At 47.4% G+C, this 26,937-nt stretch carries 25 protein-coding genes; 15 read left to right on the top strand and 10 right to left on the bottom strand.

Annotated elements, in window-relative coordinates; all coding sequences use genetic code 11:
- Window positions 1-4 precede the first annotated feature (4 nt).
- The 3 genes from BLW49_RS12575 to BLW49_RS12565 form a co-directional block, all read right to left on the bottom strand.
- Window positions 5-1,009: a sensor histidine kinase gene (locus BLW49_RS12575; protein WP_076314251.1), complete on the bottom strand. Its 1,005-nt coding sequence runs from the start codon at window positions 1,007-1,009 to the stop codon at window positions 5-7.
- Entirely contained in the window at window positions 1,006-1,695 is a 690-nt protein-coding gene (locus BLW49_RS12570; RefSeq protein WP_090724940.1) for a response regulator transcription factor, read from the bottom strand. Before BLW49_RS12570 ends, BLW49_RS12575 begins: the two co-directional genes overlap by 4 nt.
- 388 nt (window positions 1,696-2,083) lie before the next feature.
- The gene (locus BLW49_RS12565; RefSeq protein WP_090724939.1) at window positions 2,084-3,523 is read right to left on the bottom strand and encodes a multicopper oxidase domain-containing protein; all 1,440 of its coding nucleotides are present in this window, start codon (window positions 3,521-3,523) and stop codon (window positions 2,084-2,086) included.
- A gap of 133 nt (window positions 3,524-3,656) precedes the next feature.
- Here BLW49_RS12565 and BLW49_RS12560 point away from each other — a divergent pair, with 133 nt between their 5' ends.
- Window positions 3,657-5,030 carry a leucine-rich repeat domain-containing protein gene (locus BLW49_RS12560; RefSeq protein ID WP_090724937.1) on the top strand — a complete coding sequence of 458 codons (1,374 nt, stop codon included), beginning with the start codon at window positions 3,657-3,659 and terminating at the stop codon, window positions 5,028-5,030.
- Window positions 5,031-5,107: 77 nt separating this feature from the next.
- Here BLW49_RS12560 and BLW49_RS12555 read toward each other — a convergent pair whose 3' ends face one another.
- Window positions 5,108-5,695 (bottom strand): hypothetical protein, encoded by a 588-nt coding sequence (locus BLW49_RS12555; RefSeq protein ID WP_076314255.1) that lies wholly within the window; start codon window positions 5,693-5,695, stop codon window positions 5,108-5,110.
- 320 nt (window positions 5,696-6,015) lie between these two features.
- Here BLW49_RS12555 and BLW49_RS12550 point away from each other — a divergent pair, with 320 nt between their 5' ends.
- The 9 genes from BLW49_RS12550 (at window position 6,016) to BLW49_RS12510 (ending at window position 14,900) form a co-directional block, all read left to right on the top strand.
- Complete coding sequence (locus tag BLW49_RS12550) at window positions 6,016-7,479, top strand: copper amine oxidase N-terminal domain-containing protein (RefSeq protein WP_090724936.1); 1,464 nt, start codon at window positions 6,016-6,018, stop codon at window positions 7,477-7,479.
- 88 nt (window positions 7,480-7,567) lie between these two features.
- Window positions 7,568-8,236 (top strand): RNA polymerase sigma factor, encoded by a 669-nt coding sequence (locus tag BLW49_RS12545; protein ID WP_090724934.1) that lies wholly within the window; start codon window positions 7,568-7,570, stop codon window positions 8,234-8,236.
- Window positions 8,215-9,147 (top strand): hypothetical protein, encoded by a 933-nt coding sequence (locus BLW49_RS12540; protein WP_090724932.1) that lies wholly within the window; start codon window positions 8,215-8,217, stop codon window positions 9,145-9,147. The genes BLW49_RS12545 and BLW49_RS12540 overlap by 22 nt, the downstream gene beginning before the upstream one ends.
- 79 nt (window positions 9,148-9,226) lie before the next feature.
- Window positions 9,227-10,063 carry an alpha/beta hydrolase gene (locus BLW49_RS12535; RefSeq protein WP_090724931.1) on the top strand — a complete coding sequence of 279 codons (837 nt, stop codon included), beginning with the start codon at window positions 9,227-9,229 and terminating at the stop codon, window positions 10,061-10,063.
- A 172-nt stretch (window positions 10,064-10,235) separates the two neighbouring features.
- On the top strand, window positions 10,236-11,111 hold the full coding sequence (locus BLW49_RS12530) for a helix-turn-helix domain-containing protein (protein WP_090724930.1): 876 nt from the start codon (window positions 10,236-10,238) through the stop codon (window positions 11,109-11,111).
- Between the two features lie 136 nt (window positions 11,112-11,247).
- Window positions 11,248-12,276 carry an ABC transporter substrate-binding protein gene (locus tag BLW49_RS12525; RefSeq protein ID WP_076314259.1) on the top strand — a complete coding sequence of 343 codons (1,029 nt, stop codon included), beginning with the start codon at window positions 11,248-11,250 and terminating at the stop codon, window positions 12,274-12,276.
- 18 nt (window positions 12,277-12,294) lie between these two features.
- Window positions 12,295-13,305 (top strand): FecCD family ABC transporter permease, encoded by a 1,011-nt coding sequence (locus BLW49_RS12520; RefSeq protein ID WP_076314260.1) that lies wholly within the window; start codon window positions 12,295-12,297, stop codon window positions 13,303-13,305.
- Window positions 13,298-14,320 carry a FecCD family ABC transporter permease gene (locus BLW49_RS12515; RefSeq protein ID WP_076314261.1) on the top strand — a complete coding sequence of 341 codons (1,023 nt, stop codon included), beginning with the start codon at window positions 13,298-13,300 and terminating at the stop codon, window positions 14,318-14,320. The genes BLW49_RS12520 and BLW49_RS12515 overlap by 8 nt, the downstream gene beginning before the upstream one ends.
- Before the next feature lie 184 nt (window positions 14,321-14,504).
- Window positions 14,505-14,900 (top strand): rhodanese-like domain-containing protein, encoded by a 396-nt coding sequence (locus tag BLW49_RS12510; protein ID WP_076314262.1) that lies wholly within the window; start codon window positions 14,505-14,507, stop codon window positions 14,898-14,900.
- Between the two features lie 99 nt (window positions 14,901-14,999).
- Here BLW49_RS12510 and BLW49_RS12505 read toward each other — a convergent pair whose 3' ends face one another.
- A complete protein-coding gene (locus BLW49_RS12505) occupies window positions 15,000-15,380 on the bottom strand; it encodes a winged helix-turn-helix transcriptional regulator (RefSeq protein WP_076314263.1) in 381 nt (126 codons plus the stop codon).
- A gap of 133 nt (window positions 15,381-15,513) precedes the next feature.
- Here BLW49_RS12505 and BLW49_RS12500 point away from each other — a divergent pair, with 133 nt between their 5' ends.
- The 3 genes from BLW49_RS12500 to rlmN all read left to right on the top strand — a co-directional run bounded on the left by BLW49_RS12500 (window position 15,514) and on the right by rlmN (window position 18,973).
- Window positions 15,514-16,719 carry an MFS transporter gene (locus BLW49_RS12500; RefSeq protein ID WP_090724928.1) on the top strand — a complete coding sequence of 402 codons (1,206 nt, stop codon included), beginning with the start codon at window positions 15,514-15,516 and terminating at the stop codon, window positions 16,717-16,719.
- A 29-nt stretch (window positions 16,720-16,748) separates the two neighbouring features.
- Window positions 16,749-17,597 carry an aldo/keto reductase gene (locus tag BLW49_RS12495; RefSeq protein WP_090724926.1) on the top strand — a complete coding sequence of 283 codons (849 nt, stop codon included), beginning with the start codon at window positions 16,749-16,751 and terminating at the stop codon, window positions 17,595-17,597.
- A gap of 287 nt (window positions 17,598-17,884) precedes the next feature.
- Entirely contained in the window at window positions 17,885-18,973 is a 1,089-nt protein-coding gene (rlmN, locus tag BLW49_RS12490) for a dual-specificity RNA methyltransferase RlmN (protein ID WP_090724924.1), read from the top strand.
- Between the two features lie 113 nt (window positions 18,974-19,086).
- On the opposite strand, the gene BLW49_RS12485 is transcribed toward rlmN, so the two are convergent.
- On the bottom strand, window positions 19,087-19,293 hold the full coding sequence (locus BLW49_RS12485; protein ID WP_076314267.1) for a hypothetical protein: 207 nt from the start codon (window positions 19,291-19,293) through the stop codon (window positions 19,087-19,089).
- Between the two features lie 248 nt (window positions 19,294-19,541).
- Window positions 19,542-21,032 carry a peptide MFS transporter gene (locus BLW49_RS12480; protein WP_090724922.1) on the bottom strand — a complete coding sequence of 497 codons (1,491 nt, stop codon included), beginning with the start codon at window positions 21,030-21,032 and terminating at the stop codon, window positions 19,542-19,544.
- A 479-nt stretch (window positions 21,033-21,511) separates the two neighbouring features.
- Between BLW49_RS12480 and BLW49_RS12475 the strand changes: the two genes are divergently transcribed.
- Window positions 21,512-22,420 (top strand): helix-turn-helix transcriptional regulator, encoded by a 909-nt coding sequence (locus tag BLW49_RS12475; RefSeq protein WP_090724921.1) that lies wholly within the window; start codon window positions 21,512-21,514, stop codon window positions 22,418-22,420.
- Between the two features lie 101 nt (window positions 22,421-22,521).
- Here BLW49_RS12475 and BLW49_RS12470 read toward each other — a convergent pair whose 3' ends face one another.
- The 3 genes from BLW49_RS12470 to BLW49_RS12460 form a co-directional block, all read right to left on the bottom strand.
- Window positions 22,522-23,718, bottom strand: coding sequence for a M20 family metallopeptidase (locus BLW49_RS12470; RefSeq protein ID WP_090724919.1), 1,197 nt, complete (start codon window positions 23,716-23,718; stop codon window positions 22,522-22,524).
- A gap of 134 nt (window positions 23,719-23,852) precedes the next feature.
- Complete coding sequence (locus tag BLW49_RS12465; protein ID WP_090724917.1) at window positions 23,853-24,899, bottom strand: FecCD family ABC transporter permease; 1,047 nt, start codon at window positions 24,897-24,899, stop codon at window positions 23,853-23,855.
- A complete protein-coding gene (locus tag BLW49_RS12460) occupies window positions 24,900-25,940 on the bottom strand; it encodes a FecCD family ABC transporter permease (RefSeq protein WP_076314272.1) in 1,041 nt (346 codons plus the stop codon).
- Between the two features lie 189 nt (window positions 25,941-26,129).
- Here BLW49_RS12460 and BLW49_RS12455 point away from each other — a divergent pair, with 189 nt between their 5' ends.
- Window positions 26,130-26,927: a hypothetical protein gene (locus tag BLW49_RS12455; RefSeq protein ID WP_090724915.1), complete on the top strand. Its 798-nt coding sequence runs from the start codon at window positions 26,130-26,132 to the stop codon at window positions 26,925-26,927.
- Window positions 26,928-26,937 lie beyond the last annotated feature (10 nt).

Here is a 26,937-nt window from a genome sequence, read left to right as displayed (position 1 = left end):
GTTGTCACATGCCTGCAAGGTGATCGAAATCATTAGGAACAGGAAAGGTAAGATAGAAGGCCGTGCCATGCCCTACAGAAGACTGAACCTCTATATGAATTCGAAGCGAATCAGCCGATTTCTGTGCCAAATACAGCCCCATTCCCGTAGCCGCGCTCTCCTGATGCCGGGTCGTTGAGGTGAAACCCCGATCGAAAATGCGGGGCAGATCCTTCGGATCAATGCCGCGGCCAAAATCCTGAATGGTCAGAATAACATGTCCATTCTCTTGCCGGCTCTCTACGATAATATCCGAAGCCTCACTGTATTTGACGGCATTGGTCAGGAGCTGACGAAGGATGAAGCCGAGCCATTTCGCATCCGTGAGCACCTGAGGCGCTTCCAGCGATACGTCAAAGCCGATTCCTTTTTGGATACACCAAGATTTCAAGTCCCGAATCTCCTTGTAGATGATCGGCTCGAGCGAGGTCTCCTCAATATACAGATCATTCTCGATAAAAGGAATCCGCTTCTGGTGCAGCTGCTGATCCAGCAGATGGTGAATCCGCAGCCATTCGAACTGCAGCTGGTTCTTGAGCGTATCATCAGGCAGCCGGTCGATCATGAGCCTCATTGCCGTCAGGGGTGTCTTGACTTCGTGAATCCACGAGAGCAGTTCATCCTTCTCCTGCTCAAGGAGCAGAAGACGGCCGGAAGCTTCTTGTTTATAGTGCTGGGTCTGTAATGTCACTGCTTCCTCCACAATTTGCTCGAAGGGGCTCTCGGCGTTCTTGAAGGCTGTAAGATCATAGGTGTGATTCCAGGCCTTCAACTGTTTGAAGAACTTGGTTTCCTTATGATACCGAATAAAGAGGAACAAAATACAGAGCATGGAGGACAGCAGTGTAATATACAAAATCGGCAGCAGTGGAACAGAGGCATCGATATAGGCGACGAACAGTGTCAGCAGCTGTAGGACGAGAATCAGCAGCAGCCAGCTGCGCCGTTCAATAAGAAACCCCCGAATCATGGGGCAGCCTCTTCCGTAGCCATGTAACCCTGTCCAACCTTGGTTTCGATATAAGCCCCAAGGCCGATGGTTTCGAGCTTCTTGCGCAGGCGGTTCACATTGACGGTGAGCGTGTTGTCGCTCACAAAATGCTCGTTGTCCCACAGGCTCTTGATCAGATCCTCTCGGCTGATGATTTGGTTCTTCTGCTCAATCAGCATCTTGAGGATGAACATCTCATTTTTCGTCAGCTCTGCCGTACCTTGATCATTAGAAATCGTGTTCTTCACATATTCTACGGTAGCTCCCCTCCAGGTCTTGAGCTGAGTCGGTTCTGTATTGTAATTGTAGACACGGCGGAGCGTAGCCTGGATCTTCGCGATAAGGACATCGAAATGGAACGGCTTCTGAATGAAGTCGTCAGCACCGAGCTGCATAGACATCACCATATCCGTCGGATGATCACGGGAGGACAGAAAGATGATGGGAACGTTGGAGTGGGCCCGAATCATGCGGCACCAATGAAACCCGTCGAACTTGGGAAGCTGGATGTCGATGATGACTAGATCGGGCTGGATTTCTGCAAACTCCTGCATGACCTTATCAAAATTTTGTACCCCGTATGTATCATAAGACCACTGCGATAAACGGTCTTTTATCTCCTGAAACAAGGTCAGATCATCCTCGATGAGCATGATTGTGAACATATGACAAGTCACCACGTTTCTCTATAGATTACTATAGCCAGTGTATAGGAAATTGTTTGCTGATTAAAGTGAGGGCCTTTTTGATGAAGCATACTCAAATTGAATCGGGTGCCAGGTTCAATTTGCTGTAACGGGTTAATAATGAGCATACGTACAACTTTACAGAAAAGAGGGCTGCATCATGGTAAACAAAGATACACAAAACAATGAAGAAGATAAAGCGATCCGTGATGATGAACCGGACCAATTTGAGCAAACCGGCGGGAAGGCTGGCGCGGACGAAGAGAAGTCTGAGTAAAGCAACGCGTAAGTTAAGTGCCAAACACCAAACACCCTTTCGTGTATAAGACGAGAGGGTGTTTTTTAATGAAGTAAGTCAGTCTTATGCTTACTCCACAATAACACTGGCTTCCATACTCGGGTGGGTAGCACAGTAGTAGTTGTAAACGCCTTTTTCATGGAAGGTATAGCTGAACTCCTCCCCAGGTCCGAGGTGACGGCTGTCAAAGGTGCCTCCTATATCCGTCACCGTATGAAAGACAGGGTCCTGGTTCTCCCAGGTAACGGTTGTTCCGGCTTTGATTCGAAGCTCTTTCACGGAATATTTCATGTGGCTGATTGCAACCATAGCTCCTTCCCGGGACTCTTCCAAGGGGGAGACAGGGGGTGCAGCGGCTCCTGCTCCTGTTATGCTGCTAGGGTGTTCATTCTCGTTTTGATCCTCAAGTTCACCATTCTTCCCATGCCCTTCATGTCCTGGCGCCGGTCCTTGATCACCGATCATGACCATCGTATGCATACCGCCGGGATAGACTCCATTGTTCGTATTGTCGACGATGTTATGGCTGTGGAAGGGGTAAGCCCCTTCCTGGGTGAATGTAATTAACAGGTCGTAGCGCTCGCCGGGCCCGATATTTACCGTGTCCTTCTCAAGCGGGGCAGGCAGCGGCCTGCCGTCAGATGCGATCACCTGAAAATGATGTCCATGCAGATGCATGGCATGAGGCCGGTATCCCGAGTTGATGATGCGGACGAGTACCTTCTCCCCGAGCTTGCCTGTGATCAGCGTACCTGGGTCTTTCTCCGTATCAGGATAGGCCTTGCCGTTGATTGTAAAATAGGTAGGCTTGAAGTCAGTACGATCATACTTCTTGCCCTCCTGCACGGCCTTGTGCCATACCGGATCAATCTCGTTCAGTACGAAAGTATATTCTTTATCGTATTTCGGACCACTGGTCCAAGCCTCATTAGCTCGGTCCTTTGCTTTGACAATAAAAGCCCCGGTCATTCCCATCTGCAGATGCTCAATCGTATCGACATGACAGTGATAGAAATAGGTTCCTGCATGATCGGCCTTGAATCTATAGGTATAGCTGTCTCCCACAAGCAAATCCTTGGAGGTGTGCGGCACACCGTCGTTTGCCTGATCCGTATCGAGCCCATGAAAATGAATCGTATGCCCGACCTGCTTAATCCCCTTCTGGGAGGTACCCAGATTGGTCAAGGTCACCTCTACCTGATCTCCTTCATTAACGGTGAGAGTAGGGGCAGGATATCCGGCAGTCCCCTTTGCTTGTTGCTCACTATACCCCCACACATATACAGATGTCTCATCAGGGAGCTTGAGAGTGCCGTCAGTGGCATAGAGGTGAAAACGTTTGGTCTCCGGAAGAGACGTATTCATCTCGCTCGGACGTTGGAAAGCGGCGGCAGCAGAAGAACTAGGCTCCAATCCGGTCATTATATTTATCATCGAAAATAAAACCATAACAATGAGCAGGATAGTGCCTGTACGGAACAGAAGTGCTTTATTGGATGAATTTATCATATATTGTTCCTTTCCCCTTGAAATTGGGTATATGTAACAGAGATAATAAATCGAAACATTTGATCACAAGAAACGTCCATATATTTAGGATTCTGGCTTTCAGTTTAAGCAAACAGGGGGAGGAATATGCGTAGTGAGGAAATACATATCCAGCATACTTATTTTCTTAATCATCAGTATAAGTGTTGTCGGACAATCCTCCTTTGCCGCAGCGTACACCGAAGAGATATTTATTGAAGATGAGGCACTGTCCTATGGACTGAAGTCAATACTTAATAAGCCGGTTGACGAGCCGCTCACGACAGAAGATTTGGCTTCCTTGACGGTCGTTGATCTGCGGAGCTTGGGAATTAAGAGTCTGGCTGGACTGGAGCACGCGGTAAATATGACCCATCTGAGGCTCTCCGGCAATGAAATATCGGATCTTGCACCTATAAGTGGAATAAAGACTTTGCGGGAAGTCGATGTAAGGAGTAACTATATTACTTCAATAGAGGAGTTAGCAGCACTTACGGATTTGGGAAGACTGTACATAAGCAATAATGGAGTTGCATCCATTGAGGTCGTCAGAAACTTTCCTCGGCTACATACGCTTCTGATCAGCGGCAATCCTGTAGATCGACTGGATGCACTGGAAGAAGCCAAGGCATTAAGCTGGCTGGAAGCGACCGATAATGGGATTACAGATATTTCGGTGCTCGCCGAGCTTCCGAGCCTTCGGTATATTCAGCTGGACAATAATCAGATTGCGGATTTGTCCCCTCTTGAGCATTTGACAGAGACCCTTGAGGGAATCAGTATGAATAATAATGAAGTCACCGATTTAACACCACTTGCGAGCCTGACGAACTTAAGATCCATCCAGCTGGCCAATAACCAGATCTATGATCTGGCACCACTGGCAGATTTGGCAGAGCTCAGCGAGCTGCAGTTGTCAGGCAATCGAATATGGGATATTTCGCCCCTTGCAGATCATGACTTTATCTATTATCCGGCAAACCAGGTTGGAAACGTGCTGGAATACTATTCTTTGGGGCTCGCTGACAACTATCTGGACTTAAGCGAAGGAAGCGATACATTAGATATTTTTGAGAAAATAACGGCGAATGACAAAGACAAACGATCCCAAGGCGAGCTGCAGCGCTTAATCATTGGATCAAGCACAGCCTATGCCGGCAGCATGGAATTTTCTTTGGAAACTGCCCCATATATAAGCGATAACCGCACCTATGTACCGCTTCGGTTTGCAGCAGAACAGCTGGGGGCAGTTGTTGAGTGGAATCAAGATCTTAGAGAAGCGACGATCCAGGCTGGAGACACAACGATTCGCTGGGCAGAGGGAAGCAGGCAGGTGGATGTGAATGGCAGGATTGAACGGTATGATGTCCCGCTCATGCAGCAGCATGGCCGTTTGTTCGTTCCTGTCCGCTTCATATCCGAACAGCTGAATGCGGATACGGCCTTTATCAACGAAACGAAGACAGCCCTCATTTTCAATAAGGAATAAATCCATCCATTTCATTCTTTTGTTGTGAACCCTCATCTTGCTGATGGGGGTTTGCTTGTTCGCATTGGATCTACTTTCTAGTCCATGGTAGCGATGATCCACCTGTCCTCTTCTGTCCCCTTCTCCGGAATCAAAGTATATTCAAAAGATCCATAGGTGACTTCTTCTTTCATCTGAATGGCATAGCTTACTGCAATTTGGATTCTTTTCTCCTTCTCCAAATAAGTGATTGAATCAACAGATTGGAACTCAATCGCTTCTCCATCCGTGTGCAGATAGGCTAATAAATTCAGATTTTGTTCCACTACATCCTCGGACATTCCTTCTGAGAAGCCTTCTGAATCATTGCTGACGATCGCTTCCATATTGCGTTGGATGGTCTCCGCCATGTCCAATGTAAAAAAATCCTGTACATAACCTGCCATATCTATAGAGACACCTTCTTGAAATTTAGTGGGATCAGAGGGGGCGGACCTTTCAAATATAATCGTTTGTTCTTCAGCCTCCGGCTGCTCTGCTGGAACAGTTTTTGGCGCTGTTTCTGTCGCATTAACAGGGTCGGGAAGATCAGGAGTCGAAGTCTCCGTCTCTGCTTGACTACATCCAGTGATCCATAGTAACACTGCGGCGCTTGCTGCATAGAGGATAATTCGGCTTTTTTTCATCTGTATAACGACTCCTTTTGATTTAATTAATACTTCTACTGACGCCGGCGTTCTACATAAAGTTGCAATAGAATCTTTATTACATCATGCCGAAAATATTAATATTTTCATGAAAAACAGAGGAATATGATAGATTGTCGACTATTGTCATCATTTCTCAACAATTGATACACAAGGATATATAGGCATTTTTTAAAAAAATAGGTTTACATATTTTCCCTCTAAATATAGTATGAAGGAGTACGTCCATAACGTTTAAGGGGGAGAGCAATATTATTAATCGTAAATCGTTTAAGTGGCTCGCCGCGCCACTCATTTTCATGCTGGTCGTATTGACAGGCTGTCAGTCAGTAGGTGGATTTGATGTCAATTCAGCCATACTAGGAAGCAAGGAAAAATTATATCAGCCGATGGAATCCCGTCAGACACTCGATCTGGAAGTTACACCGTCTGCGAATGCAACTGCGGAAGATAAGGAAATGATAGACCTATTGAACTCCATATCTGTACATATTGACAGCGCAAAATCAGAAGATATGGATCATGCTTCGGTTACAGGCTCTGTATACTATTCGGATAATGAAATTCCATTCCTCTTCAGCATGGATAAAGCCGGGTTTGCCCTTGATATTGAGGGTGCAGAGAAGCCGGTTTACTTCTCGCTTGGGGAAGAGTTAGAAACACCAGAGATGACAGAATATTATGAGCAGGTAGAGGATGTAACCTGGGAATTGGCGAGCTTCTTAGTGAAGCATTTGCCTAATCCAGAGACGATCTCTGTTGCGAAGGTACAAGAGAAAGTCAATGGAGAGCAGCTTGACCTTACTCAGCTTCATGTGGAACTCAGTGGTACAGAGATGGTTGAGCTCATTCGTCCATTCTTGACTTCTATTGCTGAGGATGAAGAAGGCTTGAAGCAGCTCATCGGCAATCTCTACGATGCCATCTCGGTCATGGTTGTTGCGATCGAAGCAGAAGATGAGTCACTGGAAGGAGCTTCGGAGTTTCTGTCTCCGGAATCCAAGGATACGACGGTAGCGATGATTCATGGCGCGATCACAGGGTATCTGGATGAGCTCCTGGTGGACTATGATCAGGAAGTTGAGAAATTGTTCAATGAAACACCAGAGCTGAAGACCGTATTTGGCGATAATACGAATCTTACAGTAGATTATTATTTCGACAGCGAGCTGAATGCACGCAAATCAGATATGGAGCTGAAGGTAGCCATTCCGGCATCGGATGAACTGCCAATCAATGAAATCAAGCTTGTAAGCACTTCTGAGATTTGGAACTATGGAACTGAAGTTAAGGCAGATAAAGTCGACACTTCGAGTGGTGTTCTTGATGTGATGTATGGTGAAGCAACGACAGGCGAAATTCTGCGTAATTTTGAAGGGTCCGCACCGGTGCATGAGCTGCTGCTGAACTCCGGTATGACCAGCATGTTCACTTATCTTGATCCGGAAGACGAGTACTACGGATTGGTGAATTACGACGGTACTGGATTTGTAGCCCTTCGTTATTTTGCAGACCAGTTTGAAGCGGATGTGAAATGGACCAAAGGCTCGAATCAGATTGTCGTTACGAATGACCTGACACTTGCGCAGTCCACTTATACGCTGGGCTCTAAACAAGCTGTCGTCAATGGAGAGAAGGTAACCTTGCCTTCTGCACCTTATATGGAGCATGGGATGGTCTATGTTCCACTGCGTTCCATTGCAGAAGCACTGGATGCAACGGTTACGTTTGAAGACGGCTGGTATGCCGTAGAGCGCATGTAATAGCACGACACTGTAACATGAGCACTGAGCTGTTCAATGCTGCCGATGGCGGTATTGAACAGCTTTTTCTTTATTAAGATGACAACTGATGATCAGATTATTTGCTATTAATAATCAAATGAATGTCACAAATAAGCATTTTACTTTGTTATTACTCATAGACAGGGCGCCCTGTAGGGAAGGAGGAGCTATGAGCGAGGATAATATAGACATAGAAATAGAAATAGAGCTTATTGTTGATCAAGTCAAGAACGGAGACAAGGAAGCGTTTCGACTTCTTGTTTACAAGTATCAGCGAAAAATTCACCTGTATTGTTATCACATGCTAGGAAACCGTCAAGAGGCCGAAGATGCGGTACAAGAAATTTTCTTAAAGTGTTATCAAAAGATAAGTAAATATGCCAGCAGCACAGCCTTCTCAGGATGGCTATATAAATTGGCTTATTATCACTGTATTAATTTACTTAAAAAGCGTAAAGTGCGTTATAAAATACTTAATCTTTATCGTGTACAATGTGAGCAATCGCAAGGGATGTTGGATTATTCTCCATCTATTCATGAGCTATTAAGCCTACTATCCCCAGAGGATCGAAATTTGCTCGTACTGAGAGTAAGTGAAGAGAAGAGCTTCGAGGAAATCAGCCGAATTATGAACCGAACGCCAGCAGCACTCCGCAAGCGATTTGAACGCATTCGAAAAAAACTCAAATTGATTCAAATGGAGGAGTACCCAAAATGGAACAAAAACAGCATTTAGATGATGATATTAACGATCTAAATAATCTGTTCAATACATCGTATTTACCCAAGCGGGATTTCTCCTTAAATATCATGGACAATATTAACAGGTTGGAGCAGTCAAGGGGGAAACTTAGATTTGTGATATTAAAACGTGTAACGCTTGTAGTGGCAGTGGTAGGATTACTTACTGGCTTTTCATTTGTTGCAGCAGATTGGTTTGAGCTGCAAGATAAAGATGGAAACACGGTAATGGAAGTACATCTCACGGATAAGTCCATTCCAACAACTCATGAGATTGCTTTAAATGAAATTCGAGAAATGCTACCTCCCGGAGAGTCGGCTACAGTCTATTTTGGCACCAAGGAGGACATTGAGAATAAAAATCCGGAAAATATGATGGGGACCATTTCACCATACAAATACACGGATTATGAACAATTTCTGAAAGCTGTTTCTGTTCCATTCAAGTCAAACCAATTTCCGAGGCAGTTGTCTGATGAGTATCGTTTCAAGGAAGCATCCATCTATATGAACTCAAACCCATCAGTAAGGGAAAAGGGAGAGATCGTTTATGGTATTGCCTCAAATGGACAAGAATACGGTTATTATACTCAAAAGCTAGGCAGTAAGCAGAATTCAATTATACTGAGCTACCAGAACGGCAAGCACGTAATCGACTACAACATTCATTTTACTCAAACTCAAGAAGAAACCCATTTTTATGATGATGCTCCAACGATTGATAACGTGACAGAGATTAATGGGGTGGATACCTATTATTATAAGAATGATCATATGCACGAGAACTCGCTGATCTGGGCAATCCAAGAGAGAGAATTCACAGCCAATTATGTGCTGACCAGTCACACAGCGGACCAAGAAGAGCTCGTTCGAATTGCAAGAAGTACGATCTCTGGTGCTGACTAGACTTTGAGACGGAATAAGTCCATGTTTTGTCAGGGGCGAATACTCTATAATGGCTAGGCAAGTAGGGAGGAGGAGAGGTATGACAACAACTTCAGCGAAGCAGGTCACACTTTCTGCAACAAAAGAATGGATCCTGCGTTCCCGATTTAACGGACATGACTATCGAATTTGTGTGTATTGCCCAGTAGAGGAGCCTCCAGCAGAAGGCTTTCCTATCATTTATACCCTTGATGGCAATGCGACCTTTGCAATGACAACGGAAATGATTCGAATTCAATCGGTTAGACGGGAGAAGACGGGGGTCGTTCCAGCGATTGTGGTCGGTATTGGCTATGATCTGGATGCGCCGTTTCCGCCGCGCAGGCACTATGATCTGACGATGCCGGCTAATGAAGCGGAGCTGCCTGTGATGCCAGGGGGAAGAGAACGTCCGGAGCAGGGCGGAGCTAAGGAATTTATGTCCTTTATTGAAGAACAGCTCAAACCGGATATAGAGCAGCATTATTCGGTGAATGCAAGCAAACAAATGATCATCGGACATTCACTCGGAGGCTTGTTCGTGCTGCACATGCTGTTTGCGAGACCGGGTACTTTTCATACCTACATTGCCGGAAGTCCTTCTATTCATTGGAATGGATCTTATCTTGCGCAGCAGGAGGAGACTTGGACGAAGGCGTTGACATCCGGAGAGCTTGCATCACTGAAGGTTCGGGTTCTGGTGGCTGTAGGCGAGCTGGAGGGAAACTTCAAGATCCCGATGATTGAGAATGCCAAGAAGCAGGCAGAACGGCTCTCTGCTCTATCCGAATATGGCGTACACGCTGTATTCAAGGAATTCGAGGACGAGAATCACAGCTCCATTCTGCCTGTACTGATTAATCGGGCTTTACGATTTGCGGACTGGGCGAGCGAATAACAGACAACAAGACAACTTTTCTCAGGAGTGCTTTTTGAGGAAGCTGTCTTTTTTTCTGCGGATGAAAATGAATTTTCGTTTATTTCAAAAAAAATCACTGCAAAGTCGTGAAATTTGATATACTCTTTATGATATTGATAATCATTATCATTAATGAGGTGGTGATTCCAACATGTATGAATGGAAGATGGATAGTGCAGATCATGAATTGGCAAGCAAGACGCTTGATTATTCATCGGTAAGACTGCGTGATATTGCAAGAGTCAGTACCAGATCAAGATGGTCCCTTCCGAGAACCCGTACAGCATCACGCAGACTGCTTGTGATCACGGATGGAAAGGGCTCCCTTACGATGAACAACTGTTCATATCAAGTAGAGAAGCCCTGCGTGTATTCCTGTGTGCCGGAAGCGAGTATTGAAATGACATGTAACTGCGGCCGGGATCTCGATTTAATGATTATAGAGTATGATATCTACCAGGAACAGGGCAACAAGGGTCCGCTTGTCGTTGTTGATGATTACATTATGGAACCAGGCAGTGAGCTGCTCAGTCAAGAGGCAAGCTGGTTCACAGGAATGTGTCAGTCCATATATGGTCATTGGCACAGCGGTGAGGGACTTGGACGCTACCGCAGCCAGATTATTTTTCAGGAATTTCTGTACTGGGTAGCAAAAAGCCGTACATCTGATGTGCAGGACTCGAACTCGACACTTCAGAAGACAAAAGAGTATATTGATCAGCATTATGATGAGAATCTGACACTGGAGCGGCTCGGACGGATGGCGGGACTCAGCTTGAAGTATTACAGTGAACTGTTCAAGAAGCAATATGGAGTAAGTGTAACCGAATATATTGCGACGACGCGGATGGAGCATGCTAAGCAGCTCATGATGGATTCAGAGCTCAAGCTGCGGGATATTGCCCACTTAGTCGGGTACCCGGATGAATTCTATTTCAGCCGTAAATTTAAAAAAATGATGGGTGTTTCCCCATCTGAATATAAGAAGCAGCAGGAGTTAACCTTCTTAGGCAGCCGTTTTTCCTAGGTATTGGTAAAAAATGTGGATTTAGTCCATGTCTTTACCGAGTAATGTCCATGGATACCTTTATAAAACTCTTATAATATTCAATAATGATAATCATTATCAATTATGGAGATATAAGAGAGGGGTTCCTATTTTCATGAAAAAGATTTCCTTTTATGCCATGCTCGTTCTGATGCTGGTCATGCTGGCAGCATGCGGACAAGCAAGCGACACAAACGAGACCGCAAGCGGCACATCAGAGACAACTCCAGCTGCTTCTGAGCAGCCTGCCGAAACGGATACTACAGAAACCGATACAACAGAAACAGACAGTACAGAAGGCGAGACACGTACGGTTACATATCTGGGAGAAGAGTATACTCTTCCAGCAAATGTGGAGAAGATCGTCGTAACGGGCGCTATGGAGGCGATGGAGGACGCTCTTGTACTTGATGTGCCGCTGACAGGTGCTATCGAAGTAGGCGGCGAGTTCCCTGAACGCTACGCTTCGATTACGGAAGGGGCAACCTCGATCGGAGCGAAGCAAGAGCCTAACTTCGAAACGATTCTTTCCTTGAAGCCAGACGTTATTCTGGGAACAACCAAATTCAAACCAGAAGTTGTAGAACAGCTGAAAAAGATCGCTCCACTTATTCAAGTGTCTCATATCTCAACGGATTGGGAAGCTAACCTGAACCTGATGGGTGAACTGTCCGGCAAACAGGATGAGGCAGCTAAAGTCATTGAAGATTACAAAGCAGAGGCAGAAGCAGCCAAAGCGGAGCTTGGTACGAAGCTTGAAGGTAAGAAGGTCATGGCGATCCGTATTCGTGGTGGAGAGATGTATGTTTACCCGCAGGACGTATTTTTTAACCCTGTGCTTTACACTGACCTAGGCTTGACTGTTCCAGATGCAGTAGCTGCAGCCAAAGCGCAGGAGCTGATTACGGTTGAGCAGTTTGCCGAGATTAATCCTGATTATGTCTTCCTGCAATTTGCAGATGCGGAGAACGCGGATAAACTTACTGCACTCGAAGACATCCAGAACAACCCGATTATTCAAAAAACAAATGCTTTCAAGGATGGACATGTATATACCAATATCATTGATCCATTGTCTGAAGGCGGACCTGCTTGGAGCAGAACAAACTTCCTGACAGCTGCTGTGGCAGAGCTGAAGAAGTAAACGAGCTTTCATTCATCCATGTTATCCAAAAGACGAGTACATCCGCTGCTCATATGCCTGGTCGCTCCGGTCATCATAGCTGTTACCATTCTCGTCTCGATACTATATGGTGCCAAGGATATTAACGCGTCTGAAGTATGGAATGCCTTATTCCAATTCGACTCGGACAGTATCGATCACCAGATTATACTAACCTCACGACTCCCTCGAGTCGTGGGGGCATTATTAATTGGTGCGTTTCTAGCTGTCTCCGGTGCGCTGATGCAGGGGATGACGAGAAATTATTTGGCTTCACCTTCCATAATGGGTGTATCGGACGGTTCCGTATTTGTAATCACGATCTGTATGATTCTGCTCCCTAACACATCCTCATTGGGATACATAGCTTACTCCTTGATCGGTTCTGCCATCGGTGCCGGCATCGTGTTCTCACTTGCATGGCTGCTGCCGAGGGGGATGACACCGGTCAGGATGGCCATTCTCGGAACGATCATCGGGACCTTCTTGAGTGGACTGTCCGAGGCGGCAGCTACTTATTTTCAGGTATCGCAGACGGTCAGCTTCTGGTACAATGCCAGACTCCATCAGATGGATCCTGAGCTGATCAAGCTCATTATTCCATTCGCGATTGCCGGCCTTGTGCTTGCCATGGGTCTGGCACGGTCCATTACGATTCTGTCGATGGGCGAGGAGATGGCTACCAGTCTTGGCCAACGGACCAAATGGGTCAAGGCATTGTCCATTCTCAGCGTAGTCATTCTGACAGGAATTTCAGTAGCGCTTGCGGGTAAGATCGGATTTGTCGGTCTTCTCATTCCGCACATTACCCGGTTTATTGTCGGTATTGATTATAAATGGGTCATCCCATGCTCTGCGTTAATCGGAGGCATATTCCTGGCTTGGTGTGATATTATGAGCCGGTTTATCAACGCTCCGTTTGAGACACCGATTGGCGTTGTGACAGCCATATTTGGTGTACCATTCTTCCTCTACCTGATCAAGACCAGAGGAGGGAAGTCCAATGCCTAGAACCGCTCGTTTTAAGCGATGGACGGTTGTTACCGTTTCGCTATTCATTATCCTTACCGCTTCTTATATCAGTGTAACGAATGGCACCTTTGACATGACGGTAGCTGAGGTGATCAAGACACTGCTTCGGATTGATCCGACGCCAGAGCACGATCTGGTAATCTTTGATTTCAGGCTGCCTCGAATTGTCATTGCCATATTACTCGGACTGGGGCTTGGGGTAGCGGGTGCCGTTATTCAGGGTATCGTCCGTAATCCGCTTGCGGACCCCGGGATGTTAGGTATTAACGCAGGGGCTGGCTCAGCGGTCGTGCTGTTCATGTTCTTGTTCCAAGGAACGATTACAGGAGCGAGCTTTGGCTCTATTATGCTGATGCCCTTGTTCGGGCTCGTCGGCGGGCTTATAGCGGCGGCTTTCATCCTGCTGTTTACGATGGACAAAGGAAGACTCGATTCGCAGCGGCTCATTTTGGTAGGGATCGCGGTATCGTCAGGGTTCGGTGCACTGACCTTGTATGTATCGCTCAAAATGAACCCAAGTGACTTCGAGATGGCCACAGTATGGCTGTCAGGCAGTATCTATAATGCGAACTGGCAGTTTATCCTTGCCATGCTGCCATGGCTGATCATATTAATCCCGCTGATCTGGAGTAAATCACTCGTGCTTGATGTCATGCAGCTTGAAGAACTCAGTGCCTTGGGAGCCGGTGTGCGTGTACACCGTGAACGCTTATGGCTGCTCCTGTTCAGTGTTGGCATTGTGAGTGCGTGTGTAGCGGTATCAGGAAGCGTGGGCTTTGTCGGACTGATTGCACCGCATATCGCCCGCAGGCTTGTCGGGATTAAGCACCGGCATGTTATTCCTGTATCCGGGCTTATAGGGATGGCAATGGTGGTCGTCGGCGATCTCATCGGCAAGTCCATCTTTGCACCGGCGGAGCTGCCGGTGGGTATCGTTATATCCATCATAGGGGTTCCTTACTTTGTGTACTTGCTATTCAAGACAAGAGTATAGCGAACAGTTGAGATATGTGTGGAATCCATTGGGAAGGAAGGACAGGGGTAGTGGAGGACTCCTGTCTCTTTTTTATAAGTCTATTTGAGCATTCATTTCGCATAATTGAATCGTGCATGATAGAATAAATAAGGCGCGAAGTTAAACGTGCCAATCCCCATACGGAAAAAGGAGTGTATGACGAATGGCTTTGACATTTAAGAATATGATTGAAGAAGCATTGAAGCATGTATCCGGGATTAGCTCCCAGGAAGCGAAGCAGCAAATTGCTGACAAACCGAACACGCTAGTGATCGATGTACAGGATGCCGCTGATGCCGGTGCTTGCGGACTCATTCCGAGCAGTGTCAACATCTCTCTTGGCATGCTGCCGATTCGTGCAGATCTTGAGCTGCCAGCTGAGCTTCGTGACGAGCGTCTAGCTGATCGCAGCCGTCCTGTTCTTGTTACGTGCGGTGCAGGCGGACAAGCTACTCTAGGTGCTTATATCTTGCATCAGATGGGCTTCACTGACGTTCATTTTATTGACGGCGGTACAGCAGCGTGGAAACAAGCAGGCTTTGACGTAGAAGCACTGTAAGAGACCACAATAATATATTAGATATGCATAAGAACGCCGGGCACCCACTGCATAGTGGTTCCGGCGTTCTTTGTGCGTTCTGTTCTAATTGAGAATATACTAAGTGACCGAATGCTCTTCCTTCTTGTTCAGAATGCTGTCCTCCAGCATATCGGTCAAACTGCCATGCTCCTTAATAATATGTTGTTCTCCCCAATTGCACATGGAGTCCAGAATCGGTTTGAGGCTCCAGCCATACTCGGTCAGCTCATATTCGACCCGTGGCGGGACCTCATTATAGCTGATTCGGTTTACGATTCCGTCCTCCTCAAGCTCGCGAAGCTGCTGGGTCAGCATTTTTTGCGTAATATTGGGCATGAGCCTGCGAAGATCACTGGTGCGCTTCCTGCCGTGAGTCAGGTGGCACAGAATGACGCTCTTCCACTTTCCACCGATGACCTCAAGTGTTGCTTCCACAGAGATGTTATATTTCTTGTTCATCTGCATCATCCCTTTCCAAAAGGCACTAAAAAGTACCTATAGTACTTTAAAGTACGTACTGTTCATTATAACTCATATGGATCATAATAGCTTTTGCCGGCCGGCGATTCTATCATACAGGAGCGAAAAGTCCATGTCATTCGAAAAAAAACGAAGCACCTTGGCGCTGTTAGCCCTGGCGATCAGTGCCTTTGCCATTGGAACAACCGAGTTTATTAGTGTAGGGCTGCTGCCCATGATTGCTGATGACCTGAATATATCCGTTACCACCGCAGGGCTGACGGTGACACTGTATGCGCTTGGAGTCACCTTCGGGGCACCGATTCTGACGTCACTTACGGCCCGTGTGCCGCGCAAAGCCTTGCTATTATCCATTATGATTCTATTTATTATTGCGAACAGTGTAGCCGCCATGGCCGACGGCATTGCAGTTCTGCTGACTGCCCGTGTTCTGTCTGCATTTACACATGGGGTCTTCATGTCGGTAGGATCAACGATCGCGGCAGATCTCGTCAAGGAAGATAAGCGGGCAAGTGCCATATCCGCCATGTTCACAGGTCTTACGGTAGCGACCGTAACGGGTGTGCCGCTGGGTACATTTATCGGAGGCCAGATCGGCTGGAGAGCGGCTTTTGTCACGATCATCATTATCGGTATTCTCGCATTCATCGCGAATGCCGTCCTCGTTCCATCTGAGCTGCAAAAAGGCAAGACCGTGCGCTTTCGGGATCAGGGCAGGCTGCTTACGAACGGAAGACTATTGTTAATTCTAGCTATAACGGCACTCGGATACGGAGGAACGTTTGTTGTTTACACTTATTTATCCCCGTTGCTGCATGATATAACCGGATTTTCAGAAAATACGGTAGCGGCCATCCTGCTGCTATACGGAATCGCCATTGCCGTTGGTAATATCATTGGCGGCAAAGCGGCCGATCGAAACCCGCTCAAGTCGCTGCTCGTTATGTTTATTCTACAAGCTGTAGTGCTGCTCATGCTTGCTTTTACAGCACCGTTTAAGATTGTAGGGCTCATCACCATTTTTATGATGGGATTGTTTGCCTTTATGAACGTTCCCGGACTGCAAGTCTATGTGGTTATTCTGGCAGAGCGGTATGTACCGGAGGCCAAGGATGTAGCTTCCTCACTGAACATCGCAGCCTTTAATGCGGGAATTGCGATCGGAGCTTATCTCGGCGGCGTGGTCAACGATTCCATCGGATTGATTCATACCCCTTGGGTTGGATCGCTGATGGTTCTGGGGGCAGTACTGCTCACCATATGGAGCTTAATGCTGGAAAGAAAACAGGTACCGGTTCACACGAGTCCGGCAGCCTGAACAATTAACAATAATGGAGGAATGTACAAATGATTACAGCAATGCATTTACAAGACACGGTTAAGCTGAATAACGGAGTGAACATGCCATGGTTTGGTCTTGGCGTTTTTAAAGTGGAGGAGGGCGAGGAGCTCGTTCAAGCTGTGAAAAATGCTATAGCTCACGGCTACCGCAGCATCGACACAGCGAGCGTATATCAGAATGAGGCCGGCGTTGGACAGGCCATTCGTGAAGCTCTGCAGGAGAACGGACTCTCAAGAGAGGAGCTGTTCATCACTTCGAAGGTGTGGAACGCCGATCTGGGATATGAGGAGACGCTGGCTGCCTATGAGGCAAGTCTTAACAAGCTGGGACTGGAGTATCTGGATCTGTATCTTGTGCATTGGCCGGTGCAAGGGAAGTATAAAGAAGCGTGGAGAGCGCTTGAAACGCTGTACAAGGATGGAAGAGTGAGAGCAATTGGAGTGAGTAACTTCCAAATCCATCACTTGGAGGATCTGCTGGCGGATGCTGAATTTACACCGGTCGTTAACCAAATTGAGCTTCATCCTTATTTGAGCCAAACCGAGCTGCGCGATTATGCGGCCAAGCATCATATTCAGATTGAAGCCTGGTCCCCGCTCATGCAAGGGCAGCTGCTGGATCAGCCGGTGCTGCAAGACATCGCAGAGCGTCATGGCCGTTCAGTGGCCCAAGTCATCTTGCGCTGGGATCTCCAGCATGGAATTGTCACGATTCCCAAATCCACAAAGGAGCACCGGATTATAGAGAACGCCACAGTATTTGACTTCACCCTATCGGATGAAGAGATGGCTAGAATAGATCAATTGAATCAAAATGACCGGGTAGGTCCAGATCCGGATCATATTGATTTTTAAAAATTTCGAGTTAAGGCGGTTCCTAATCTTATAGGGGGCCGTCTTTTTCAAGTTCCATGGATTAAGCCTTGTTTAAACGTGAAAAGTTTGGGACAATAATAGACGGATTACCGCATGATTATAGAGACCAAATTCCGGTTGTTCGTTACTAAGCTGATCGTTGTCTATACGACATTTTCAAATTCATCGTTTTATTGATTGTTTAAATATATTGAAGTATGAGGATTCTGCTCGTTTCATACAGAATGACGCACAATCCTGGTATGTGAAAAGAGGGCAAAAGATTCATGATTAAACCATCCATCTATGGATTAACACTTGATCAAATGGGAGCCTGGCTCGAAGAGAAGGGCCACAAGAAATCCCGGGCCACCCATGTATGGGAATGGCTCTACAGAAGACGGGTTACAGAATTTGAACAAATGGAAGAAGTCAATAAGGACTGCCTTCAGCTGCTGTCGGAACACTTCTCTATTCAAACGCTGACTGAGCATACGCGTCAGGAGTCCATCGACGGGACGATAAAATTTCTGTTCCGCTTGTCCGATGGCAACTTGATTGAAACCGTGCTTATGCGCCACAAATTTGGCTTGTCCGTCTGCGTGACAACGCAGGTTGGCTGTAACATTGGCTGCAGCTTCTGTGCGAGCGGATTGCTCAAGAAGAGCAGGGATCTGAGCAGCGGAGAGATTGTCGAGCAGATCATGAAGGTGCAGCTGCATCTCGATTCGATGGGTACGGGTGAGAGAGTGAGTCACATCGTCGTTATGGGGATCGGAGAACCGTTTGATAATTATAAGAACATGTCTGATTTCATTCGTGTCGTGAAGGATCACAAAGGGCTTGCGATCGGAGGACGCCACATCACCGTCTCAACCAGCGGACTGGCCGGCAAGATCAAGGAGTTCGCGGATTCGGACCTGAACGTTAACCTTGCGGTATCGCTGCATGCACCGAACAATGATCTAAGAACACGTATTATGAAGATTAACAAGGCCATCCCGATCGAGAAGCTGATGGACGCGCTTGAGTATTACTGGGATAAGACCAATCGCCGGATTACGGTGGAGTATATTTTGCTGAAGGATGTAAATGACCAGCCGGAGCATGCATTAGAGCTCGCAGAGCTGCTGAAGCATAGACGGAGCCTCGCGATCGTCAACCTCATCCCATACAACCCTGTAGATGAGCATAGCCAGTATCAGCGGAGCGAGAAGGACTCCATTACTTCCTTCTATGATACGCTCAAGAAGCAAAATATCAGCGTAAGTGTGCGGCTGGAGCACGGAACGGATATTGATGCTGCCTGCGGACAGCTGCGCAGTAAGCAGATCAAGAAGGACGTGGACGGCAGCCGGGAGAAGGTACTATCTTAATATATCAATGGTAAGGATGAGCCAGCTTGGCTCATCCTTTTTTTGACACGGGACAAAAAAAGGAAAGGGATTCCTCCCTTTCCTTCGGCATTTCGTATCTAATTAGGCACGGCCTAGCTTGAACTATATTTTCTGCTCTTGTAGTATGAGGAGCCGTTACGGTTGTGTCTGTGCTTGTAATCGGACGAGGAGCCTCTGCGTGAATAACGATGAGAGCTTGAAGAACGTTTACGGTATTTCCGGTCTGAGCTGCTGTATCGTTTGCGTCCCTGACTGTGCGAAGTGGAGTGAAGAACCTTGTCGATCAGTTTTCTAAGCATATATAAACACCTCTTTATTTCTTAGCGTATTCGCATCCTTATGGGATATGATGATTAATATAACCCACCGTAGCCTTCCCTTAAACAGAGCGAAATTGCTAAATATCATATTATTATAGGGCAGCAAGCTTAATGCATCCTTAAAACAATGTAATCGCAATGTAAAATTTAGTCTGCATCGGTTTGTACAAAAAAAGAGCTGTTTACGGTCCATTATGGACTGTAAACAGCTCTTTCCTAAATCATCGTTATCTAATACCCTTCATGGCACGCTGGATGATCGGAGAAATAGCGAACAGAATAATCGCGAGTACGATGGAGATCGCCCCGATGATACCGAAGTATGCCATTTCAGATTCAGGTGAGTACAGCTTAACGACCTGAGCATTAATCGCCTGAGCAGCCGCATTCGTCAAGAACCACAGACTCATCGTTTGAGCCGAGAAGGCTGCAGGCGCAAGCTTCGTTGTCGCGGACAGACCGACCGGTGACAGACACAGCTCACCGAGCACGACGATGAAGTAGCTGAGTACGAGCCACAGCGGATTAACCAGTGTATCGCTTCCGCCGAAGTAGGCTGGCAGCAGGATGACAAGGAACGATAGCCCTGCGAACAGAAGCCCGAGCGAGAACTTTTGCGGAATGGACGGCTGACGGTCTCCAAGCTTAACCCACAGCCAGGCGAATACCGGTGCCAGGATAATGATAAACAGCGGATTCGCGGATTGGAACCAGGCTGGTGCAATCGTGATGCCTGCGAATTCCAGCTGAGTCCGGTTATCTGCATAAGAAGCGAGAATCGTTGAACCTTGCTCCTGAATAGCCCAGAACATAACAGAGGCGATAAAGAGCGGGATGTACGCGAGTATACGCGAGCGCTCCACCTTGCTTGTTTTCGGACTGTTGTACATGACAATAAAGTAAGCGGCCGGAATTAGAATACCGAGAATCCCGACAATGAAAATAAAGGAGTCAAACGTAAGTAAGCCGGTCTGGGCACCTGCCACAGCGATAACAGCAACGACAATGATTCCGATTACGATCGAAGTGTACAGCTTTTTCTTCTTCTCAGGTGGAATTGGGTTAGCTACCACTGTACCCGCAAGACCGAGGTTCTTCTTCTTGGTCAGCATAAATACAACAAGACCCAGGAACATACCTACAGCTGCGACACCAAAACCAAGGTGATAGTTGTACTCACCCAGCGTACCTACGATCAGCGGAGCAAGGAAGCCCCCCAGGTTAATCCCCATATAAAAGATACTGAAACCGGCATCGCGGCGGTCGTCTTCCGTCGCATAAATATCGCCGACGACACTCGACACGTTGGGCTTCAATAATCCGGTACCGAGTACGATCAGTACCATGGAGCCAAAGAATGTGGCCACACTGCCTGGAATCGCAAGCAAGATATGACCGAACATGATAAGTATACCACCATAGAAGACGGCCTTGGACGTACCAAATACCCGGTCGGCTAACCAGCCGCCGATGATTCCGGACATGTATACGAGTGAACCGTAGATCGACATGATGGACAATGCCGTAGATTCGGCAATGCCGAGTCCACCGTTTGTCACCGTATCGTACATATAGTAGAGAAGGATCGCTCTCATTCCATAATAGGAGAAGCGTTCCCAGAACTCTGTAAAGAATAAGGTGAACAACCCTTTAGGATGTCCAAAAAAACCTTTCTGCGGGACACTGTCGACAATGTCCTTTTTCGTGATGTCTGACATGAAATAACCTCCTGTGCTTCTGCTAATCATACCGTTAGATGTTTTTACCTGTCAAAAACTTTGCAGGAGGTAATATTAAGCATCTGCCTGCCAAATTATCATGAACGAAGTAAAAAGGGCTGTGCACTTCCTGCAATGCCAAGTGTAAATTCAGCTAACGACGGTTTGTCTCCTATGTAAACGGGTAAGGTTTCCCTTCCGTTTATTGATACCCATGTGTAGTAAAAGTTGACAAAGCAATCCATCCCATTTCATATGGCAGTAAATATAGATTGCCTCCGTCAGGACAAAACAATACGGATGTATGAATTACTTGACTGCTTTGTAACTGTAATACACAAAAGCTAAAATAGGATAAAAAAAGTCCATGTCATCCACAATCCGTTTATTATCATCAATAATACGGTTTGAGAGCATGAAACTGGGTCTCCTTCAAGGCCTGTTATCTTCTGAAAATCAACAAAGGTGGAGGTATGCTGATGAATCGCAGAAGACTTGCCATCATGAGACTATTGAATTCTCGCAAGAAATATACGGCCCGTGAGCTTGCACAGCGGTTTGAGGTGTCCATTCGTACAATACAGCGGGATCTGACTGCCTTGCAGGAGTTAGGAATGCCTGTATATACCGAGGTTGGAGCCCATGGCGGGTATCAGGTCTTGCAAAATGGTATTTTACCACCTCTTCAGCTTCGTTTACAGGAAGCATATGGAATCTACTTGATGATGGAATGGCTGGAAAAGATTCAGGATATGCCTTACGGCGGTATCAGGGAGGCATTGTCAGAATATTATGCGAATGACCTTCCCCTTGAGGTTCAGGATCGAATTGACCGTACAAAAGAGCATATTATGTTTATCTCGTCCGTCAAGGCAAGACCGGCTCCATACACGACGGTGGTACTGAATGCAGCGATAGATCGAAGAAAGCTGCAGTTTACTTACGCAGGAAAATCAGACATGAAGGTTCATGACGCGTTCCCGCTGGGCCTGTACTACGAGCATGGCTTCTGGTATATGCCGGCACAGAAGGACGACGGGAGAACGCTGCTGTACAGGGTAGATCGGATGGATGCTGCCAAGATGCTGGAAGAGAGTAATGAAACGCTCCCTACTTTGAAGGAGTGGCTTCATAGAGTGGAGCAGCCTCAAGGACATGCTGCGGTGGTCGTCTTTACGAATATTGGAGAGCGGCTGGCTGAGAATGATCCTATCTTTGCGGACTTGCACGAAGGGATCTGGAGAGGGAGGATTCCGGAATCGGAGCTCGCCTATACTGCGCGGCGATTGTTGTCCTATGGTCCCGAAGTGAAGGTGCTTGAGCCGGATGTACTCAAAGAACATGTTCGATTATTACTGATGCAAAGCTTGAAGCAATATGAAGAATAGCCGTTGATATCGAAGCGGCTATTCTTCATTTCATAAATATATGGATAGAGCTTAAGGTGCTTCAATTCGATGGTTCCATGCAGAGAGGTTATCTGATCATATCAAGTCCATTTCAGCAGCTTCTCTGCTGTTCTGACAAAGACTTGAACTCCATAGGCCAGTGCTTCATCGTCTATATTAAAGCGTGCATGGTGGTGAGGATAGACGATGCCCTGCTCTTCATTACGAGAGCCTACTCTGAAGAATACACCAGGGGCTTCCTGCTGATATGCCGAGAAATCTTCTCCACCCATCGCAGGTCGAATCATAGCGATACGATCTTTACCGAACAGCTCTTCAGCTGCTGTGTGCACGACTTGAGTGACCTCCGTCTCATTCACGACAGGATGGTAGCCGTATTCATAGTCGAGTTCATACTCGGCATTATGAGCTTCAGTAATTCCGCGCAGTATGCGATGCATCAGCTCGGGAACCTCACGGCGCACTTCGGGAGTGAAGCTGCGAACTGTGCCAGCCAGTTCAGCAGAGCCGGGAATGACATTATAGGCGGTACCGCTAATAAACTTGGTGACGGAGACGACTAAATGATCGATCGGGTCTATGTTGCGGGATGCGATATGCTGTAGATTGATCACAACCTGTGCTCCGACGGCAATCGGATCGACCGTCATATGAGGATAGGCAGCATGCCCGCCCTTGCCAGTGATCGTAAGACGGAAACTATCCGGCGAAGCCATGGCCGGGCCATAAATGATGCCAATCTGACCGGTAGGGAGACCTGCATCCAGATGGCTGCCAACGACGTAGTCTACACCTTCCATCACGCCGGCCTTGACCATCTCCTGGGCTCCCCCAGGCAGCAGCTCCTCCGCATGCTGAAACAGAAACCGGATCTCGCCATGCAGGGAATCCTTGCGCTCCGCGAGGATCTTGGCGACCCCGAGCAGCATGGCGGTATGTCCGTCATGTCCGCATGCGTGCATTACACCTTCATGAATCGAAGCAAAGGGGATATCATTCTCCTCCGTAATCGGCAGGGCATCCATATCAGCGCGCAGTGCCAGCACTTTGCCCGGATAAGGCCCCGTTAATCTGGCCATGACGCTGGTAGGCGTGGGTCTGCTCAGTTCAAGACCCGGAAATTGGCTGAGTGTATCAAATATGAACTGTGAGGTGGCGAATTCTTCGAAAGACAGCTCCGGGTGCTGGTGCAAATGTCTTCTCCATGTAATAATCTGCTCCTCCAGCTCCCCCGAGAGAGTACTGGACGTACTGTGAGATACCGCATCAGTGGACATCTAAGCTCCTCCTCCATTTATCAAACGATATCTAAAATACATTCGCGCTCTCTTCCCGCACACCTTCTTCACTTTAAATGTCAGGGATTTATCCAATCGCAATGTCATGTTTGGAGCTTGCCTATAGAGCGAGCTTACATTCTCGAACGTGACAGTAAATATAAGAAATAAGGAGCTCCAATTATGGCTACCATGATCCCTGCATGGATCTCGGAAGGCTGGAGGATGGAGCGCCCAAGTGTATCGGCCACCAGCAGGAGAAGTGCCCCGCCAAGTGCCGAAGCTGGCAGGAGCATGTTATGGCTCGGACCAACAAGCCTGCGGGCGAGATGCGGTGCAATCAGCCCGACAAAGCCGATACCCCCGGTAAAGGCTACACAGGATGCGGCAAGTCCTACAGCGATCAGGATAAGAAACAGTCTTTCCTTGTTCAGTCCAACACCAAGAGACATCGCCACATGCTCATCCATCGTCAGGGCATCCATCATTCTGGAGCGCGCGAAGGCAATGATGATGAGCAAGAGGACCCAAGGCACAAGGACAATGACTTGATTCCAGGTCGAGCCCCAGATGCTCCCCGCAAGCCAGCTCGCGATCATATCATACTTCTCCGGATTCAGCCGGAGCATCAGCACAATCATGAGCCCGTTTACTGCTGCGGTAATGGCAATACCGTTAAGGACCATACGATTAGGATTGAGGCCGTCTTTTTTGCTGTAAGAGAGAGCATAGATGATCGCTGCTATTGAGAGTCCTCCGATGAGTGCAAGGATGGGAAGCAGGAAGGCAGGGGCATCGGAGTTGCTGGAATAGAAGGATATATAGATTACAACAACGAAGCCCGCACCAGTAGTAATGCCGAGAATGCCCGGATCCGCGAGCGCATTGCGGGATACACCCTGCAATATACATCCGGATACGGCAAGACCGGCGCCGACCAGCATCGAAATAATGATCCGCGGCATACGGAACTCAAATAGAATGAGATTCTGCCTAGCCGTCCCGTTCCCCAGCAGTGTATTTAGAACCTCAGCCGGGGTCAATTTGGAAAATCCGGTATTTATGCTGATCAGCGTAAATATGATGATGAGCAGCGAGAAGCTGCTGAGTACAATCCACTGCTTCGTTCTTTTCTTATGCTTACTTGACTGGATTTGCTGTCTAAGTGATTCTTGGGTCATTTATAGTCCCCTCCCTGTTTTGCGAGCGATATATAAGAAGAAGGGAACGCCGACGAGGGCGAACAGAGCACTGATAGGTGTTTCATAAGGAGGATTGATGGTCCGTGCACCCATATCCGCCAGGAGCATGAGCAGTCCGCCAAGAACAGCCGAGCAAGGAATGATATAGCGGTAATCTACGCCTACGATATAACGTACCATATGAGGCACAACCAGACCGACGAAGCCGATCGGCCCGGCAACAGATACGGCAGCTCCGGCCAGAATGAGCACAATTATTCCGCCGAACAGCTTGACGATGCCTGTTTTTTGACCAAGCCCGGAGGCGATGTCGTCCCCTAGACTAATTAGGGTGATGGATCTGGAGATCAGCATCGCACAGATGAGCGCCCCGACAATCCAAGGAAGCACACCGATGAGCTGCGACATCTTGATGCCTGCGACCCCTCCTGCGACCCAGTAAGCAAGGTCCTGACTTAATCTAAAGTGGATCGCAATTCCTTGACTGAGTGCCGTTAATAGCGAGGTAATCGCAGCACCTGCCAGCACGAGACGTACAGGAGTGATTTTGGCCTTGCCGAGATAGCTTGTCCCATAGATCAGACCGGTCGCCATAGCCGCTCCAACAAAGGAGAAGAGGATCGTTCCTCCATACGACATGCCGGGAAAGAAAGCGAGCGACAGAGCAATCATAAACGTAGCTCCGGCATTGATGCCAAGAATACCGGAGTCCGCGAGTGGATTGCGTGTCATTCCTTGCATGACGGCTCCCGATACAGCGAAGGCAGCGCCGATAAGCACATCTGCCAAGGATCTGGGAATGCGCAGCTCATGAATAATGTTGTGCTGAGTAGAATCGGGATCATATCTGAAGATCGCATCAATGACAGTTTGCAAATGAATATCAGCTGCTCCGACAGCAATAGATACCCCAATGAATAGAATGATGGCAGCCAGGCCGATGACAATCGTCAGCAATGCTCTGACAGGGCGTGCCTGAATTTTGGGTTTTTTCGGAGGTTCAGAGGGTTTTGTGTACACGTTATATACTCCTATGTCATCATCAATAATGAGTATCATTATCAATTAAAGATATTTAGTTCATTCTATATAGTTCTATAGGAAAAAACAATCGAATTCCATGGACTAATGTAACTATAGCACACCCCACACTTTTTATGGAAACCTACATATAGTATATAGAATACGTGGCAATAAGGAGGGCTTGTAATGCCTGTGGTATCAACAATGAACGTATTAAATCAAGTAGTACAAGGTGTCCGGCCTTATAGCCAAGCACTCATCAAGATCATTAACAATGCCGATTCAGCGGGAACCTGCTACTTGACGGGGGCAGTGAACAGTACGGGAATTCAGGGACTATTTGCAGAAGATCTCTTCCTCATCAACCCAGGCGAGATTGTAAACAGAACGTACCTAGTGACCTACGATTTCTTTCAATTTGATGTTAGATGCTCACTGCAGGGTATGGAAGTTGCCATATACGGAATAAGTCCGGACGGCCTCTATAATCCCCTCTCTCTGCGGGAGCTTAATATAAGCCGAATCACATCGGAGATTCACTCTGATTTCTCGGTAACAGATGTGTACTTCCCGGCCATCAGCTTTCAGCGGATTCCTTCCTTTGCCTTGCCGGCAGGTGTTGCCGCAGCGGTCTATCCGCAGAGCTTCGACATTCTGTCCAAGCAGCCAGTCCGCTACATGCTGGTCGAGGGGGGGACGATTGACGGGACTTTTGTCAATTTCCCTACATCAACAACGAGCATACCGACGAGCGATACTGTGCTTCAAGTGAACACAACCGCCACGACCATCACCGGCGGAAGAGTGCTGACCCAGGGAACCTCGGCAGGCTTGTCGGGCGCGTATGCGAATACGACGGTTTATTTTGCAGCACAGGATCTCACGTATGCACTGAATTCGGGCACAATCCTTACCTTAGTTGTCAGCTCATTGACGGGCAGCGATGACTTGGTCGTCACTTTTCGAATGGAGGAGGAATGGTAGTACGGGCTAT

The sequence above is a fragment of the Paenibacillus sp. PDC88 genome (genome assembly GCF_900106725.1).
GTDB classification, from domain to species: Bacteria; Bacillota; Bacilli; order Paenibacillales; family Paenibacillaceae; genus Paenibacillus; species Paenibacillus shunpengii.
The sequence above is the reverse complement of the archived record's forward strand: the minus strand, read 5'-3'. Positions and strand labels throughout refer to the sequence as shown.

Coding starts and splice junctions, on each gene's coding strand:
- BLW49_RS12515 (WP_076314261.1), top strand. CDS start 13,298: ATGCCTAGAACCGCTCGTTTTAAGCGATGGACGGTTGTTACCGTTTCG.
- BLW49_RS12495 (WP_090724926.1), top strand. CDS start 16,749: ATGATTACAGCAATGCATTTACAAGACACGGTTAAGCTGAATAACGGA.
- BLW49_RS12480 (WP_090724922.1), bottom strand. CDS start 21,032: ATGTCAGACATCACGAAAAAGGACATTGTCGACAGTGTCCCGCAGAAA.
- BLW49_RS12530 (WP_090724930.1), top strand. CDS start 10,236: ATGTATGAATGGAAGATGGATAGTGCAGATCATGAATTGGCAAGCAAG.
- BLW49_RS12505 (WP_076314263.1), bottom strand. CDS start 15,380: ATGAACAAGAAATATAACATCTCTGTGGAAGCAACACTTGAGGTCATC.
- BLW49_RS12550 (WP_090724936.1), top strand. CDS start 6,016: ATGCTGGTCGTATTGACAGGCTGTCAGTCAGTAGGTGGATTTGATGTC.
- BLW49_RS12545 (WP_090724934.1), top strand. CDS start 7,568: ATGATCAGATTATTTGCTATTAATAATCAAATGAATGTCACAAATAAG.
- BLW49_RS12500 (WP_090724928.1), top strand. CDS start 15,514: ATGTCATTCGAAAAAAAACGAAGCACCTTGGCGCTGTTAGCCCTGGCG.
- BLW49_RS12565 (WP_090724939.1), bottom strand. CDS start 3,523: ATGATAAATTCATCCAATAAAGCACTTCTGTTCCGTACAGGCACTATC.
- BLW49_RS12555 (WP_076314255.1), bottom strand. CDS start 5,695: ATGAAAAAAAGCCGAATTATCCTCTATGCAGCAAGCGCCGCAGTGTTA.
- BLW49_RS12570 (WP_090724940.1), bottom strand. CDS start 1,695: ATGTTCACAATCATGCTCATCGAGGATGATCTGACCTTGTTTCAGGAG.
- BLW49_RS12510 (WP_076314262.1), top strand. CDS start 14,505: ATGGCTTTGACATTTAAGAATATGATTGAAGAAGCATTGAAGCATGTA.
- BLW49_RS12485 (WP_076314267.1), bottom strand. CDS start 19,293: ATGCTTAGAAAACTGATCGACAAGGTTCTTCACTCCACTTCGCACAGT.
- BLW49_RS12470 (WP_090724919.1), bottom strand. CDS start 23,718: ATGTCCACTGATGCGGTATCTCACAGTACGTCCAGTACTCTCTCGGGG.
- BLW49_RS12535 (WP_090724931.1), top strand. CDS start 9,227: ATGACAACAACTTCAGCGAAGCAGGTCACACTTTCTGCAACAAAAGAA.
- BLW49_RS12475 (WP_090724921.1), top strand. CDS start 21,512: ATGAATCGCAGAAGACTTGCCATCATGAGACTATTGAATTCTCGCAAG.
- BLW49_RS12525 (WP_076314259.1), top strand. CDS start 11,248: ATGAAAAAGATTTCCTTTTATGCCATGCTCGTTCTGATGCTGGTCATG.
- BLW49_RS12520 (WP_076314260.1), top strand. CDS start 12,295: ATGTTATCCAAAAGACGAGTACATCCGCTGCTCATATGCCTGGTCGCT.
- BLW49_RS12465 (WP_090724917.1), bottom strand. CDS start 24,899: ATGACCCAAGAATCACTTAGACAGCAAATCCAGTCAAGTAAGCATAAG.
- BLW49_RS12455 (WP_090724915.1), top strand. CDS start 26,130: ATGCCTGTGGTATCAACAATGAACGTATTAAATCAAGTAGTACAAGGT.
- BLW49_RS12575 (WP_076314251.1), bottom strand. CDS start 1,009: ATGATTCGGGGGTTTCTTATTGAACGGCGCAGCTGGCTGCTGCTGATT.
- rlmN (WP_090724924.1), top strand. CDS start 17,885: ATGATTAAACCATCCATCTATGGATTAACACTTGATCAAATGGGAGCC.
- BLW49_RS12540 (WP_090724932.1), top strand. CDS start 8,215: ATGGAACAAAAACAGCATTTAGATGATGATATTAACGATCTAAATAAT.